The organism is Paenibacillus sp. GCM10027630 (genome assembly GCF_042676305.1).
In the GTDB taxonomy this organism is placed as follows: domain Bacteria; phylum Bacillota; class Bacilli; order Paenibacillales; family NBRC-103111; genus Paenibacillus_S.
In genome coordinates this window covers 42,256-57,680 of the sequence record NZ_JBHTGY010000047.1, presented here as the reverse complement: position 1 = coordinate 57,680, position 15,425 = coordinate 42,256, and the positions used below count along the sequence as shown (strand labels likewise).

The following is a 15,425-nucleotide window of genomic DNA, read 5'->3' as shown; positions in this document are numbered from 1 at the left end:
AAAGGCAGAAATGAGTATTCCGGTATATGGAAGCATTATCGGGAATGAGACCGATACTTCCGGTGAGACGATTGCAGTATTTAATAAATATAGCGGCGAACGGATAGCTGAAATTCATAAAGCGGGCCATGAGGTGGTAAGCCGAGCGGTTGAGAACGCTTTGCATACGTATAGAACCGTCAAGCTGTCGCCTGTGGAACGATGCAATATTTTGCTTAAAGCGGCGCAGCTGCTTAAGGAGCGTAAGGAGGAATTGGCTCTATCATTAGTGCGGGAAGTAGGCAGAACCTTAAAGGATTGCCGGATAGAGATAGACCGGGCAGTTGCGACGTTCACGATTTCTGCGGAAGAAGCCAAACGAATTACAGGACATTGTGTTCCGATATCAGGACAGCAAGGAAATGAAAACAGGCTTTCCTTTACAATTCGTGTACCCGTAGGTGTTGTTTGTGCAATAACTCCTTTCAATAATCCGCTCAATTTGACCGCGCATAAGATTGCCCCTGCAATTGCGGCAGGAAATACAATAGTGCTGAAGCCGGCTGAATTAACCCCGGTTACAGTAATGGCTATGGTAGCCATATTGCAAGAGGCGGGGCTCCCTCCGGGATTTCTTAACGTAGTCAATGGGCTTGGACAGGAAACCGGACAATATTTGCTTGAAGACGAGCGTATTCATATGTTTACTTTTACCGGCAGCGTGGGAGTAGGACGGCACATTAAAAGCACTACGGGAATTAGGAAGGTAACCTTGGAGCTGGGCAGCAATTCCCCAACGATAGTACATCATGACGCCGTACAGATTGGGGAAATTGCCGAGCTGTGTGCGCTAAGAGGATTTTCAACAGCCAACGGGCAAGCTTGCATATCGGTGCAGCGCCTGTACGTGCATCAAGAAATCCATGATCAGTTCGTATCGCTGCTTCTACAAGCAGCCGGGCGATTGAGGATTGGCAATCCCGAGGAGCCGGATACCGACATTGGACCGCTTATTTCAGAAAAAGAAGCATTAAGGATAGAAGCCTGGGTGAACGAAGCGGCTGCAGCCGGCGCCAAGGTGCTTTGCGGAGGGAAGCGGGATGGTTCCTTCTATGAACCTACCGTAATATCCGGAGTGAATCCGGAGATGAAGGTGATGTGTCAGGAATTGTTCGGTCCCGTCATCAACATCATCCCGTATGAGGATATAGATTGGGTATTTAGCCAGGCGAATGATTCGAAATTCGGGCTTCAGGCAGGTCTATTCACTTCAAATCTCCAGCTGGCAATGCGAGCGGTTCATGAGCTGGAATTTGGGGGAGTCCTCATTAACGACGTTTCAACATTCCGCTCTGATGTGATGCCATATGGGGGAATTAAGAACAGTGGAATCGGCAAAGAGGGGCCACGTTATACGATTGAAGAGATGACAGACGAGCGAATCGTTGTTATTAAGATGTAATAGCGGGAGGAGGTATCGGAATGAATGCATTAATGAAAGTCAGGCCGGGATACGGAAACGTTCAAACCGCTCAGATTGATGAGCCTGCTTGTACGGATCAAACGGTCAAGATCGAGGTTCATTATACAGGAATTTGTGGGACGGATCTGCATATTTTGCATAATACATTTATGAGCTATCCTCCTGTTGTATTAGGGCATGAATTCTCAGGAATTATAAAAGAAACAGGCAGCGGCATTAAACGGCTTAAGGTAGGAGATAGGGTTACCGTTCTTCCTTCCACAGCGGTTACTTGCGGTGAATGCTCTTATTGCAAGCAGGGAAATTATATGTTTTGTCCCGTTCGAAGAGGGATGGGATATGGCGTCAACGGCAGTTTCACCCAATATGTCGTTGTCCGGGAGGATATGGTTTACAAAGTACCGGATCATGTTCCGTTGGAGGTAGCAGCTCTGGCTGAACCGCTAGCTTGTGCTGTCAATGCTCTTGAGGAGCTGACTCAGCTTCAGGCCGGTGACCAGGTATTGGTCTCCGGTCCCGGTCCCATCGGGTTGTTATGTCTATCTCTGTTGGCGGGGAGAGGACTCAAAGTTATCGTTGCCGGAACGACAGCTGATCAAGAACGCTTGCAGTTGGCGCGCAAGCTGGGCGCCGATGTAGTCGTAGACGTGATGAAGGAAGACTTGAATGCAGTCATTGAATCGGAAACTCATGGACAAGGTGTGGATGTCGCGGTTGAATGCGCAGGTGCTGGAAGTTCTATTACTGCTTGTCTGCGTTCTCTCAAGAAAAAGGGGAAGCTCATACAAGTGGGAATTGCAGGAAAAGAAGTAACGTTGGATTATGATTTAATTTTATATAAGCAGGTGCAATTATTCGGTTCCGTAGGTCATTCCTTATCGACCTGGGATAGAGTTATGAACATATTTGAGCAAAATAAGATCAAATTGCAAGGTGTTATTACACACAAGCTGCCCCTTAGCCGATGGCAAGAGGCGTTCGAGCTATGCGAAAGGAAACAAGGGGGCAAGGTGCTGATTTACTATGACGACCATACGGATACTGACAAGTGAAGCGGGTAATATGAAAACAGCTTCAATCGAAAGACCACTTTCTACCAAAGCTGCTATTCTAATGAAACCGATGCAAGTAATATTGGAAAATAGGCCATTGGCTGAATTAAAACCTGACGAAGTATTAGTGAAAGTTATGGCCGTCGGTGTGTGTGGCTCCGATGTTCATTATTACGAGCACGGGCGTATTGGCAGGAAGAACGTTGAACGGCCCCTTATACAGGGCCATGAATGCTCGGGCGTAGTTGCAGCCGTTGGAACAAACGTAACGTTAGTGGCCGTTGGCGACCGGGTGGCGGTTGAGCCTGGAATTTCCTGCTTTCATTGCGAATTTTGCAAGGCCGGGAAATACAATCTATGCCCTTCAGTCCAATTTCTATCATCACCACCGGTAGACGGAGCGTTTTCCGAGTATATCATTCACCCGGAGCATCTGTTGTTTCCTATTCCGGATCACCTTACATTCGAAGAAGCTACTTTGGTTGAGCCGCTGTCAGTTGGTATTCATGCTTGCAGAAGAGCAGGTCTCGAAGCAGGCTCCACGGTATTGATTACAGGCATGGGACCTGTTGGTCTGACAGCGATCATTGCTGCAAAGGCTCTCGGTGCTGGGAAAATTATCGTTACAGACGTTGAGCCTTTCCGTTTACAATTAGCCGGTCAGCTAGGAGCAGTGTGTATTCATGCAGCCGAACAAAATGTCGCTGAAGAAATTGCAAGTATAACTCTCGGTAAAGGTGCGGATATGGTAATCGATACATCGGGTCAAGCCGGCGTTCTCGACACCTCCATTGAATTGTTGAAGCGTGGAGGAAAGCTGGTGCTCATAGGATTCCCGAATGTGGAAAGGGTGCCTTTAAATTTGACGTTAATGCTTCAAAAGGAAATTGATCTTTACAGCACGTTTCGTTACACCAATACGTATCCCTTTGGAATTGAATTATTAGCATCTGGCAGATTTAATATCAAGCCCTTAATTACAGATTATTACTGCCTTGAAGATACGGGTTTGGCGTTGGAACAAGCAAGAACCAATAAGAAGGCAAGCATGAAGGTTATCGTTTATCCAAACGGAAGAGTTTCGCCGTAACTAGAGAGAAGTCGTGTGAGTCCGTCAATTCGTTATTATAACTATCAAAAATGTGGGGGGAAATACGAATGAAGCTGAAAAAAGCAAGTTGGGTAGCAAGCCTATCCATTATTGCATTATCATTGATTACTGCAGGATGCGGTGGGGCAACGGCTACCAAGAGCGGAGCGAAAACGGATAAGTATGTCATTAAAATAGGTACCGTTCAAGCTGACAATGAACCGATTAATGTTTATGCCAAAAAACTGGCGGACAGCGTGAAGCAGCGTACGGATGGAAAAGTTGAAATTCAGCTTTATCCTAACTCAAGTCTTGGGAATAACAAGGAAACATTCGAACAAGCCTTAGCCGGGGCGCCTGTTGTCGGGAGCGCGGATCCGAGCTACATGCAGGATTATGTTCCGGACTTCGGCGTTCTCAATGGCCCTTACATAGTCGACAAACCGGAAGACTTCGATAAAGTATTGAAAAGTGAATGGTTTAAGGGTGTAAGTACAGAGCTGGAAAAAAAGGGGTTAAAGGTTTTGGCTTTTAACTGGTATTATGGCGATCGCCATATCGTCAGCAAGAAAGAGATTCGCAAGCCGTCCGATTTGAAGGGGGTCAAATTCCGGATTCCGCCGAGCCAAATGTGGAAAGAAACCTTTTCATCCTTGGGAGCCACGCCAACCGAGCTGCAATTCTCCGAGGTGTATACAGGAATGTCCAGTGGTGTCATTGATGCTGCAGAAGCGCCGTTATCATCCATCTACAATCTTAAGTTTTATGAAAATGCCAAAATCATTTCAATGACAAGCCATTTTAGAGCCATTACGGGGATGGTCATGGGTAAAAAGTATTTCGACAGTCTTCCCACTGATATACAAAAAATACTGCTCGAGGAATTTGAGAAGTTTGGAGCGGAAGAAAGCAAGTTTGCTATCAAAGAGGACGGTGTATGGAAGAAAAAGCTTGAGGATGCAGGGGCGAAGTTTGTGACGGATGTAGATGTTGCAGCATTTAAAGATGCAAGCAAAGTTACTTACACCAAGTTTAATAATTGGACACCGGGCTTGTATGACAAGGTTCAAAAAATAATAAAAGAGTAACCGGAGAAATGAAACCGTTTCCTTAGAATAGGCGGGTGTGTCCTCCCGCCTGATCTACATCAATTGCTAGAGGTGGTGAAAGATATGAGGTTCTTATCTTGGTGTTGGAATAATTTCGAGGAATTTGTGGGCGGGATATGTTTAGCGCTGATGACTATTGTCACGTGTGTAAATATTCTATTACGTTATGTATTCAACGCTCCTATTATTTGGGCGAGTGAAGTTACTTTAATTCTTTTTGTATGGATGATCATGTTTGGTATGGGGGCGGCTGCCCGCCGGAATTTGCATCCCAAAATTGAAGCGGTACACTGGTTCGTTTCTGAAAAAAAAAGGATCTATATTGAATGGATGGTTCAAGTGGTGGTTATTATTTTTTTAGCAGTGATGGTTGTACTTAGCTGGGATTTTTCTTGGAATCTGGGTATGCAGAAATTAACGGGCTTTCTCCAGCTTCGATACACGTTCATATATGTTTCTATGCCGCTAGGATTTGGTTTCCTATGTTTACGGGTATGTACGCAATTCATTTTGAGTATCAAGAGTTTGTATGATAAGAGGACACCTGTTAACCAAGAGGTTTCCATCGTGAAAGAGGTGGTTTAGTTGATAGGCGCTTCCATGAGCTCTCTTTTTGTAACTATTTTCCTTGGTATGCCGGTGGCATTAGCTATTTTATTCGCTACATCTATTTATTTCTTCACTAGTGATACCATGCCGTCGGTGTTAGTATTTCAAGCTTTTGTCAGTGGAATGGAATCTTTTCCGTTATTAGCTATTCCTTTCTTTATTCTTGTAGGTGAGATCATGAATGCTTCCGGTATGACCTCAAGAATTTTAGTTTTCTGTGAAAATTTCGTTGGGCATTTGACGGGAGGGTTAGCTCAGGTCAATGTATTATCCAATGCTTTCATGGGCGGGCTGTCAGGTTCGGCTAATGCGGATGCAGCAGCCTTATCCAAGACACTTGTTCCGGAAATGGAGAAACGCGGCTATGACCGTGCCTGGTCTTCGGCACTTACAGCTGCCGGCTCCATTATGGGTCCGATACTTCCTCCGGGAATCGCATTAGTTTTATTTGGATATTTGGCCAATGTCTCGATCGGGAAATTGTTTATGGGTGGTGTTATTCCCGGCATTCTGATCTGTATAGCTTTAATGGTTACTGTTCATATCATAGCCAAACGGCGCGGTTATAAGTCAGCTCGTCAGAAGATGGCCAGCCCGCGTGAATTATGGTCTTCCTTTTTGGAAGCGTCATGGGCGTTAGTTATCCCTGTTGTGATCATCGGAGGGATCCGGATAGGCATATTTACCGAGACAGAGGCAGCTGCAATGGCCGTTGTTTGTACATTGGCCGTAGGATTTTTTATTTATCGCACATTAAAATTAAAGGATCTCATTCCTGTGCTCGCAGAAACGGTTAGGATTACCGCGATCATCATGCTTATTATGGCTGCTTCCAACGGGTTAGGCCGTATGCTTACCTTTGAACGGATTCCTCATATGGCAGCAGAGTTTCTGACTTCTATAACCGATAACCCTTATTTAATATTACTTATTATCAATGTAGCCTTATTGCTTATTGGATGTTTGGCGGACGGCAGCGCGATATTGATTATAATGACACCTATCTTGATGCCTACAATTTTGCAATTGGGGATCGATCCTGTAGCCTTTGGAATTGTGATGGTTTTAAATATTACGATTGGCGGAATTCATCCTCCATTCGGGACGATGATGTTTACCGTGTGTTCGCTTAATAAAGTGACAGTAGGTCAGTACACGAAACAAATTTGGCCTTTTCTGGTGGCGGTCATAGCAGTCTTGTTATTGATTACTTATGTACCTTGGATCGTAACGGTTCTGCCTGATTTGCTAATGTGAGTAGAGTAAGACATGGTTGCATTCAGACATCGATCAAGGGGCTGTTCCAAGCTAACAAAGCCGAAAGGCAATGCTGGTTTGGAACAGCCCCTTTGATTCAGCAACTCTATTTTACAAATGATCGCCTCTCCTTGAGATTAAATACGCCTGCATGTCTGGCTTCGACTTCGATAACTAAGCTCTTTCCTTTCGCATCTGCGCAATAATTGTCCGGTTTCTTCCTGATTGCTTAGCTTTGTACAAAGCTTGGTCGGCCATATAAATCAGCTCTTCAGCCGAAACGGAGTGAGAAGAATAGTGTGAGATACCCTGTGAGACGGTAATAGTCCGCCCGATAGGATTGACACTTTTTTCAAATCTATTGCGAATTCGTTCTGCCACAAGAAAAGCCTCATCAAGAGCAACATGTGAAATAAGAACAATAAATTCTTCTCCTCCGAAACGACAGCACACATCGCCCGGCCTTACAGTGGAAGTAATAATTTTTGTGAAATGCTTTAACACTTTGTCCCCGGCTTGATGACCAAATGTGTCATTAATGGTTTTAAATCTATCGATATCCATAATAATAATAGAAAAAGAATTTTGTTCCTCAATCCATTGATGCATGATGACCTCAAGTGTTCTTCGGTTTGTTAACCCGGTCAATGGATCTGTGGTTGCATCAAGTGTCAATTGATCAGTCTGTTTTTTTATATCCGATAAAGCATATCTGATTGATTTTGTTAACAAATCCGCCTCTCTGTTCCAATGATGCTTTATTTCAGGGACTTCGACTTTTTCTCTGCCGATTTTGCTCACAAAGTCAGCCAAGGCTACGAAAGGTTTCGCTAATTTTCGGGCAAGCCATATGACTACTAACAGCAATATTGAAAACGGAATGATCATATTCAACAATACGGAATTAATATGATTATTAAGTTGGTCGTATACGACGCCGACAGGCGACACCACAACTACACCCCAACCATTTTCCGGAACCAATACGTATCCCGCTAATTGATCCTCTCCATGTAAATTGACCAATTCTTCATGGCCGCTTTGTCCCCGAATAAGCTTTCCGACAACTTGATTGGCGCTAATATCTTCACCTATCCGATTTGTATCGGGATGGAACAGTAAACGACCGTCGGATTCCACTATGTAAAAGTAAGAACCTATTTCGTCCGTTGGATTGCTTTCGAAGATCATATTCAAAACGTTGGATTCCTCAAGATAAATAGTACCTCCTATATAGCCTCGATATATACCATCCATATCGTAGATGGGCTCACTCATAAATACGATAAGGTTTCCGTTACCTGAGGCTACGTAAGGTTTGGAGAGGTAGGGCTTTTGTAAGGCCAACGCGGTTTTTGCTGCTTCTGATGTAATATATTTGCCTGCTGAACCGAGGGAGCCCGGAGACATGTTTCGAATAAGTCCTGTTTCATCAACCAATACCATGGAATTAAAGTAATTGCTGCTATTACGTATTAATTCCAGATTAGAATAGATTGTATCTGCATTCATGAAGCTTATATTTGAAAATGTATTCGCCGAATATTGCAGGCTGCTCCGCATGGATTTAAACAGAGAGTCTATGGTTTGACTCATTTTACTTGCATTAGTAAGATTCAAAGTTAGCGTAGTGTCGATTAATGACTTTTTGCTTGATTGATAGGAGGCAATGAGAAGAATGATTAAATTCAGAAGAACAGATAAGGAGACTAGTCCTGTTAAAAGAGTGGCAAGACTAATATTTTTCCTTTGATTTACTTTAATTTCGTGCAGCATAGGCATCGAGTGCTCCCTTATGTTTTAGGTGTATGTTAAGACTTTGACAACATTTCGCCATAATTTGTCAAATCCCATTCTTATTATAGACCAATATGCCTATCAATACAGTATGTAAATACACAAAATAGAGACTAAAGGCATCTTTTTTAAGTTAAAAATAGGAAAAAATAGCGGAACATCTGTTAAAATCATGGCTGAATCGTAATTGGTTTATATTTTCAGGATTAGTAAATAGTACAAAAGTCTTATATTGATTGCTATGAATGACAAATTCACTGTGGGGAGTTTCATGCAGGAAGCGCAATCCACGTCCAATCGAGAGAGAGCTTGAGGAACGTGGATCCGCTATTTTGAGGTGCACACGTTATCAATCAAGTGAAACGGAAGTACGATCCCTTATTTGCCTGAAATGTGGGGTTTCAGCTTAATATTGAAAAAATAGCGCATTGTAGTTCCGTAACATTTTGTTTTCTTGGGGGTACTGGGCATTTAGAGGATCGTAGTTCCGTTTGCGGGTGGCAGGAGCCTAATACTTACTATAATTGAAAAAAACGAACTCTCAGAGTTGCAGAAACGTAGGTTACTTAGGCAATTTTGGTTATTGGGGAAATAAACCATAATGTCTAAGCAGAGCTAACATGCAAGGAGAGTTCGTTTATTATGAAGGATTACCCGAAATACGTTGATTTAGACATGCTTGTTAAAAAATAGTTATGGTGGCAGTTGATGAGGCGCGGCGTAAATCCTCGCTTGCGGGGAGATGCACGGATTATGCCAAGCGACTGCTTACCTTTTAGTCTCTGATTTCAACAATCAATTCGATTTCGACTGGAGTATTAAAGGGTAATTCATTGGATGAGATCGCTGAACGGGCATGCTTGCCGTTCTCCCCGAAAACTTCAATTAACAAGTTCGACGCCCCGTTGATTACATAAGGCTGGTCGCTGAATCCAGGAGCACTGTTGACGAAGGCGAGCATTTTTACAATTTTCACAACGCGGTCCAAATCTTTCAAGTAGCTATTCATGACGGCTAAACAATTAATAATAGTTTGACGGGCAGCTTGTTGTCCTTGCTCAATGCTCAAATCACTGCCAAGCTTCCCTTCGAACATCAGAGTGCCGTTAATTCGACAGTCTTGACCGGACAAATAGAGCAGGTTGCCTGTACGGTTGCATGGGATATAGCTGAATCTTGGCTCGCCGACAGGCGGCAGCTCGATTCCTAATTCTTTAAGACGATTTTCAATAATGGACATAGAATTTTTCCTCCATTGGGTTGGGATTTTATGTTTATTCCAGCATGCCTCGTGCCAAAATCGGCTGCTCTTCGATACGATCACCATCAACCAGATATACTTTATTATGAAGATTTAGCGTGCTGCAAATATGGTTAGGGATAATATGGATGCGGTCACCCACTTGAAAAGAGTGGTGAGGCTCCAGCCGGAGCATGCCGTGCTCTTCTGACAAACGTTCCAGCACGGCGTCAGACGCTTCTGCAATATGGCCGAAGCCTTTTAACTGCAACGGCTGCGTGTTAGGCTGAACATCGGTTGCGAATGTTTTGCTTCCTCCGTCGATGACAGCATAATTCACGGTAGGCCGGCTGATAACAGTGGCCAGAATCGAAGCCGCGCAATCTTCAAGACTGGTGACCCCTAATTGGGCTTGCATGCGGTCATAAAACACATAGGTACCTGGTCGAACCTCAGTGACCCCCTTGATGCGGGCGGCATACATACTGGTAGGAGTTGATCCTACGCTCACTTCATGGATGGGAATTCCCTGTGCTCTCATTTCGTCAGCAAGCTTCACCATCCATTGTCCTTCTTCCATTCCTGCCTTCTCCAAATCCAATGTCGGTTGTCCATTCAACAGAGCTCCACGGAAGGTGTATATCCCGGTTAAACTCAGATTAGGCAATACATGAATAATCTGGGCCAGACGAAGAGCGTTGTCAAAAGGAACACCTGTTCTTTTAAGTCCCGTGTCCACCTCTAATCGTACATTAAGAGTGCGCCCGTGACGTACCGCAATTTGGGACATCAGGGATGCTCCTTCGAAGCTGTCTATGCCAAGCACCAGATGGATGCTTCGACTGTTGATGAGCCTTATAGCCCTTTCAATTTTGGATTCCACAACAAGCGGGTAAGCTATAAAAATATTATTGACTCCGTGCTCGGCCATTACTTCGGCCTCAGATATTTTGGCAACGGTAATTCCTACGGCTCCCGCAGCCATTTGTTCTCTTGCAATGGAAGGCAGCTTGTGAGTTTTGGCATGTGGTCTGAGATGAATGCCATGGCGCTCTGCCATTTCGGCCATCAAACGAATATTGTTTCTCATTTTTGGAACGTCGATAATGAGGCATGGGGTTTCAAACATGTCAATAAACTCCTTTCAGTGCGGAAAAATAGTAGTACTTTATGTGTAGGCTATAATTTCCGTTCTATCGTAAATTTGGCACGGTCTCCACGGAAAATTTCGTGTGAATATTCCACCGGAACTTGTCCTTTTGCATAGGAAATCGTATTGAGCAGAAACGAAGGCGCTCCGACTGGAGCATTCAAATGCTTGCTGATTGCTTCGTCGACCAGAATCGGCTCAAGAGTTTCGACACAGTGGGACAGCTGGATTGAAAACTTAGTTTTCATCAATTCGTACAAGGAGCCTGAGCATTCTTCTTTATTCAAACCGGGAGTAACCTTCCAGGGGATATAGGTTATCGAATACAGCAAAGGTGTGTGATCAGCCAAGCGAAGTCTCTCCAGTCGAAACACTGCATCTTGCTCCGCAATATTCAACATTTTGGCCAAATGCTTGTCTGCGGAAACAACGTTAAGCTGAATGACTTTCGTCTCCACTTGTAAACCGAGTCCTCTAAGGTACTCCCTATAGCTGCGATATGGAGTGACGGATTCTTCGACTTTGGGAAGAGATACGAAGGTACCCTTTCCTTGGATCTGATAAATATGTCCTTCTAACTTCAATTGGTTTAATGCAAGACGAATCGTCGTCCGGCTTACTCCAAATATTTCGCAAAGATCCGATTCTGTAGGAAGCTGCTGTCCAGGCGTGTATTTTCCGTCTTCAATGTTTCCCAATAGCTTTTCTTTTACAGTGTGATAAAGTGCGACGCCGTCTTTTTTTATGTCCATTAGAAACCTCCGAATATGCCTTTCATATTCATCATAACAAATTTTATTATGTTGTAGTAACAACACGACTAAAAGTATCATATCATAAAATAGTGATTGGCGGTATGTTCTCTTTTAAAATTAATAGATAGATATAGCAGAAAATGTGTGATATTAGCTTACATATAGTTAGAGATGAACATTAGGGAATCGCTTACAATTATTACAAATAAAATTTTGTGTCATTATTATTGACGCATCGATTGAAAGAAACTATAATCGAACTACGCTAAATATGAATTTGTATTATAATTCATATCATGAATTGTTATAACAACATTACTATTCGTTGAATTGGTTCTTTATCTTCTAAAATCCTAGCTGTAATCAGGTAGATCAAGAGTAAAAGAGGAGCATCATTTCTAATATTTTGTTATAACAAAATAATGAATTAAGTTATTTGTACTATTGTTTTATTTGATTTTATTAAGGGGGTGCAGGCCATACTAAAGAAATGAGTTCTTGCTTCTCCGGTTCTATGTCTATGCCAGTAAGTCCAGTTCTTATCCCATCATTTTTAACGAAAATACGGAGGTGCACGAATGATTAAAAAACGGAATGTCTTAATTGCTGGAGCAGTAAGCTTGTCTATGTTAGCTGGTTGTACGGGAGCTCCAGGTGTAACCCCGCCGACGAGCACGAAGCCTGGCAATGAACAGTCGCCTCAAGGGTCAAATGATTTGGATTGGAGCAAAACAGGCGATCCTACATTAAAGGATCAAACCATCAATGTTCTTTGGGCAACTACAAGCGGAGGGGAGAGCCCCAGAATCGCGATGGTTAAGAAATTTACCGAAAAAACCGGTATTAAAGTAAATATTATGGGGGTAGATTATACCTCGTTGTATTCGAAAATAACGACCTCTGCCATGTCCAACTCAACGGATATCGATGTTGTAGAAATGGATACGATCTGGGCGGGACAGTTTTTTAAAGGAAATCTGGCCGAGGATCTAACCCAAGTTATTCCAAAAGACGTTCAAGCTAGATTTACTCCGTCTTCCTTAAGCTCCGTTACCTATAACGGACATGTTATGGCGATGCCATGGTATTCGTCCACGAAGCATTTATATTGGAATAAAGAGCTTTTGGCGAAAGCCGGCATCTCCGCTCCCCCGAGAACTTGGGATGAATTCCGTGAGGTATCCAAGAAGTTAACGACTAACGGGGTATATGCCTCCGGCTGGTCCTGGAAGCAATCTGAAGCATTGATCTGCGATTATGTGAGTCTCACTTACGCGTTCGGCGGACAATTCTTCGACAATAGCGGCAAGCCGTCCTTTAATCAAGGCGGTGGTGTGAAAGCGCTGCAATTCATGATTGATCTGCTTAAGGATAAAACGGTCGATCCGGCAAGCCTGCAATGGTCTGAGGAAGATGTATCCCGCTCGTTCGCAGCCGGTAAATTGGCGATGATGAGCGCTTGGGAAGGACATTATCCTGAACTCAACGAACCGGACAAATCAAGTGTTGTAAACAAGACCGATGTCACGTTGATGCCAGGAAAAGACAATGTTATCTCTGCCGCGGTAACGGGCTCCGAAGGGCTGGCTATTATGAAAAGCAGTAAGCGCAAACAAGCGGCCTTGACGTTCCTCAAGTGGACGGGTGAAAAGGAATATCAAATGGATGAGTTTACTGAGGAAGGCTTTTATCCGACATTGCTTGAGTTATATAAAAGCCCGGATCTCAAGCTGGCCGATACGACGCAAACATTGACCAAAATTTCGGAGCAGTTTAACTACGGCAAAGACCGTCCGAATGCTCCAGGCTACGTAAATTGGTCCGATACGTTAGCCGGTGAGCTGCATAATGCATTGCTTGGTCAAAAAACGCCGGAGAACGCGTTAAACGATGCCGCCAAAAAAATCGAAAAGGCGATTGCCGATTCCTCAAAATGATCAGAGGGGAAATTGCGGTTAGGCATCGTTAGCTAATCGCTCTATTTTCCATAAGGGGGACCACGTATGAATAAAACTTTTGGCGTCAAAGGCAAAGCAACTTTTTTAAACAATGACCGGAAAAACATCATAATGGCGCTGCTGTTCATACTGCCTACCGCTTATTTACTTGTGAAAACCTTTCTGTTCCCTGTTTATCAATCATTGGTATGGAGCTTCTTTCATTACAACCTGATGGACGGCTCAACGACACGTGCGGTAGGCTTTGAAAACTATTCCGAAATATTAAGCAGCACCGAATTTTGGCTGGCGATGAACCGGACTTTGATCTTTACGGTGGTGTCTGTAGCGCTGGAACTAGTTCTTGGCTTAGCCAGTGCAATGCTACTGAATCAAAATTTCAAAGGGCGAGCTTTTTTTAGAGCAATCATAATTATTCCATGGGCGCTCCTGACTCTCGTCAACGGCTTGACTTGGGAGTGGATTTTCCAACCGGGATACGGTGGTCTAACGGTCATCCTGCACCAGCTGCATCTTCTGGCTCCCGATGTTAACCCGGTGTGGCTTGCCGATTCCAATCATTTGATTTATTTTGTCATCATTGCTGATGTATGGAAAATGACACCTTTCATGACGATCATTTTATTGGCCGGATTGCAGACAATATCATCGGATTTGTATGAAGCTTCTATGATTGATGGGGCGGGCTTTTGGAAAAAAATAAGTTACATTACGATTCCGCAGCTCATTCCTTCCATGATGATGGCCGTCATCCTGCGTACTATGGGGGCGTTCAAGGTGTACGATGTTCTGACCGTATTTACTGGAGATGCGACGACATCCATTTCTTACCTTACGTTTAATAATGCATTCCGTTATTTCTTTCTCGGGAAAGCATCTGCGATGGCGTGGCTGACGACCATAGTCATTCTCATCCTCGCTATAATTTATATTGGACTTCTGAACAAACGTAATGAACATTAAGCCGGAATCTACCAGGGGGTATACATGCAAAAGAAAATACCGCTTATCCTTGCCGCTGTCTTGCCGAAAAAAATGAGATGGCATCGTATGTTCCAAACGACCAGCACCGAGCTGTTCCCACCCTTCTGGCTGTGGCTTGGTCTGATTATGCTGACAATTTTTACACTTACACCTTTCATTTACTTGTTTTTGTCATCCATCTCAAGAGAAGTCGAACTGATTAACGGGCATTTAATTCCGTTTTCACCGACACTTAAAAATTACATCGGACTATTGGCCGGAAGCAACGCCGCTGTGTTCGCCAGTGCACTGAAGAACAGCGTAATTGTATCCGTGCTGGTTACCTTGATCTCGATATTTATGGGTGTTTTTGCGGGATACGCTTTTTCAAGACTACAATTTCCATTTCGTAAAACATCACTATTTATTATTTTAGCTATACAGATTATGCCTTCTATCAGTATTATTACTCCTTTGTACATCATGATTCGTGATGGTATCGAGGTGGGCATACCTTTCACCGGCATTGTCTTTTTCCGCACGCCGCCGCTGCTTGATTCGATTTGGGCGCTTATTTTCTCATACACCTCGTTTAGTTTGCCTTATGTTGTGTGGCTGCTTGCCGGGTATTTTCAGTCCATTCCGAAGGAGCTGGAGGAAGCGTCCTATGTGGACGGCTGTCACCGTTTGCGGACAATGATTCAAATAATTTTGCCTTTAGCGATGCCTGGTATTGCGGCTACGGCGATTTTTACATTCCTTAATGCTTGGGATGAGTTTTTGTTCGCCAATGCGTTTACACAAACGTACGCTTCCAAAACGCTGCCGGTCATGATCGCCGAATTCGTAGGCAAGCACAGCATTGATTGGGGCTCCATGACGGCCGGCGGATTTCTGGCTTCGCTTCCCCCGGTAATCATCTCTTTAATTTTATATAAGTACATTATTGGTGGCATGACGGCCGGCGGGGTAAAGGAGTGAGC

Annotated in this window: 13 protein-coding genes; 9 read left to right on the top strand and 4 right to left on the bottom strand. The window is 43.8% G+C overall.

What is annotated here, in order from left to right:
• Positions 1-10: 10 nt before the first annotated feature.
• The 6 genes from ACFQ0C_RS22860 (at position 11) to ACFQ0C_RS22835 (ending at position 6,579) form a co-directional block, all read left to right on the top strand.
• Positions 11-1,441 (top strand): aldehyde dehydrogenase family protein, encoded by a 1,431-nt coding sequence (locus tag ACFQ0C_RS22860; protein ID WP_379369919.1) that lies wholly within the window; start codon positions 11-13, stop codon positions 1,439-1,441.
• 20 nt (positions 1,442-1,461) lie between these two features.
• Positions 1,462-2,514: a zinc-dependent alcohol dehydrogenase gene (locus ACFQ0C_RS22855; RefSeq protein ID WP_379369917.1), complete on the top strand. Its 1,053-nt coding sequence runs from the start codon at positions 1,462-1,464 to the stop codon at positions 2,512-2,514.
• Positions 2,486-3,604 (top strand): NAD(P)-dependent alcohol dehydrogenase, encoded by a 1,119-nt coding sequence (locus ACFQ0C_RS22850; protein ID WP_379369915.1) that lies wholly within the window; start codon positions 2,486-2,488, stop codon positions 3,602-3,604. The genes ACFQ0C_RS22855 and ACFQ0C_RS22850 overlap by 29 nt, the downstream gene beginning before the upstream one ends.
• Positions 3,605-3,672: 68 nt before the next feature.
• Positions 3,673-4,692, top strand: a complete 1,020-nt coding sequence (locus ACFQ0C_RS22845) for a C4-dicarboxylate TRAP transporter substrate-binding protein (protein WP_379369913.1) — start codon at positions 3,673-3,675, stop codon at positions 4,690-4,692.
• 84 nt (positions 4,693-4,776) lie between these two features.
• Positions 4,777-5,298: a TRAP transporter small permease gene (locus ACFQ0C_RS22840; protein WP_379369911.1), complete on the top strand. Its 522-nt coding sequence runs from the start codon at positions 4,777-4,779 to the stop codon at positions 5,296-5,298.
• Complete coding sequence (locus tag ACFQ0C_RS22835) at positions 5,299-6,579, top strand: TRAP transporter large permease (RefSeq protein ID WP_379369909.1); 1,281 nt, start codon at positions 5,299-5,301, stop codon at positions 6,577-6,579.
• Positions 6,580-6,753: 174 nt separating this feature from the next.
• On the opposite strand, the gene ACFQ0C_RS22830 is transcribed toward ACFQ0C_RS22835, so the two are convergent.
• The 4 genes from ACFQ0C_RS22830 to ACFQ0C_RS22815 form a co-directional block, all read right to left on the bottom strand.
• Positions 6,754-8,361 (bottom strand): sensor domain-containing diguanylate cyclase, encoded by a 1,608-nt coding sequence (locus ACFQ0C_RS22830; protein WP_379369907.1) that lies wholly within the window; start codon positions 8,359-8,361, stop codon positions 6,754-6,756.
• Positions 8,362-9,151: 790 nt separating this feature from the next.
• Complete coding sequence (locus tag ACFQ0C_RS22825; RefSeq protein WP_379369905.1) at positions 9,152-9,616, bottom strand: RidA family protein; 465 nt, start codon at positions 9,614-9,616, stop codon at positions 9,152-9,154.
• Positions 9,617-9,650: 34 nt separating this feature from the next.
• Entirely contained in the window at positions 9,651-10,745 is a 1,095-nt protein-coding gene (locus ACFQ0C_RS22820; RefSeq protein WP_379369903.1) for an alanine racemase, read from the bottom strand.
• 50 nt (positions 10,746-10,795) lie between these two features.
• Positions 10,796-11,518 carry a GntR family transcriptional regulator gene (locus ACFQ0C_RS22815; protein ID WP_379369901.1) on the bottom strand — a complete coding sequence of 241 codons (723 nt, stop codon included), beginning with the start codon at positions 11,516-11,518 and terminating at the stop codon, positions 10,796-10,798.
• A 581-nt stretch (positions 11,519-12,099) separates the two neighbouring features.
• On the opposite strand from ACFQ0C_RS22815, the gene ACFQ0C_RS22810 reads away from it, so the two are divergent.
• The 3 genes from ACFQ0C_RS22810 to ACFQ0C_RS22800 all read left to right on the top strand — a co-directional run bounded on the left by ACFQ0C_RS22810 (position 12,100) and on the right by ACFQ0C_RS22800 (position 15,423).
• Positions 12,100-13,458 carry an ABC transporter substrate-binding protein gene (locus ACFQ0C_RS22810; RefSeq protein WP_379369899.1) on the top strand — a complete coding sequence of 453 codons (1,359 nt, stop codon included), beginning with the start codon at positions 12,100-12,102 and terminating at the stop codon, positions 13,456-13,458.
• A 66-nt stretch (positions 13,459-13,524) separates the two neighbouring features.
• Entirely contained in the window at positions 13,525-14,442 is a 918-nt protein-coding gene (locus ACFQ0C_RS22805) for a carbohydrate ABC transporter permease (RefSeq protein WP_379369897.1), read from the top strand.
• A gap of 24 nt (positions 14,443-14,466) precedes the next feature.
• Positions 14,467-15,423, top strand: coding sequence for a carbohydrate ABC transporter permease (locus ACFQ0C_RS22800; protein WP_379369894.1), 957 nt, complete (start codon positions 14,467-14,469; stop codon positions 15,421-15,423).
• Positions 15,424-15,425: the final 2 nt, after the last annotated feature.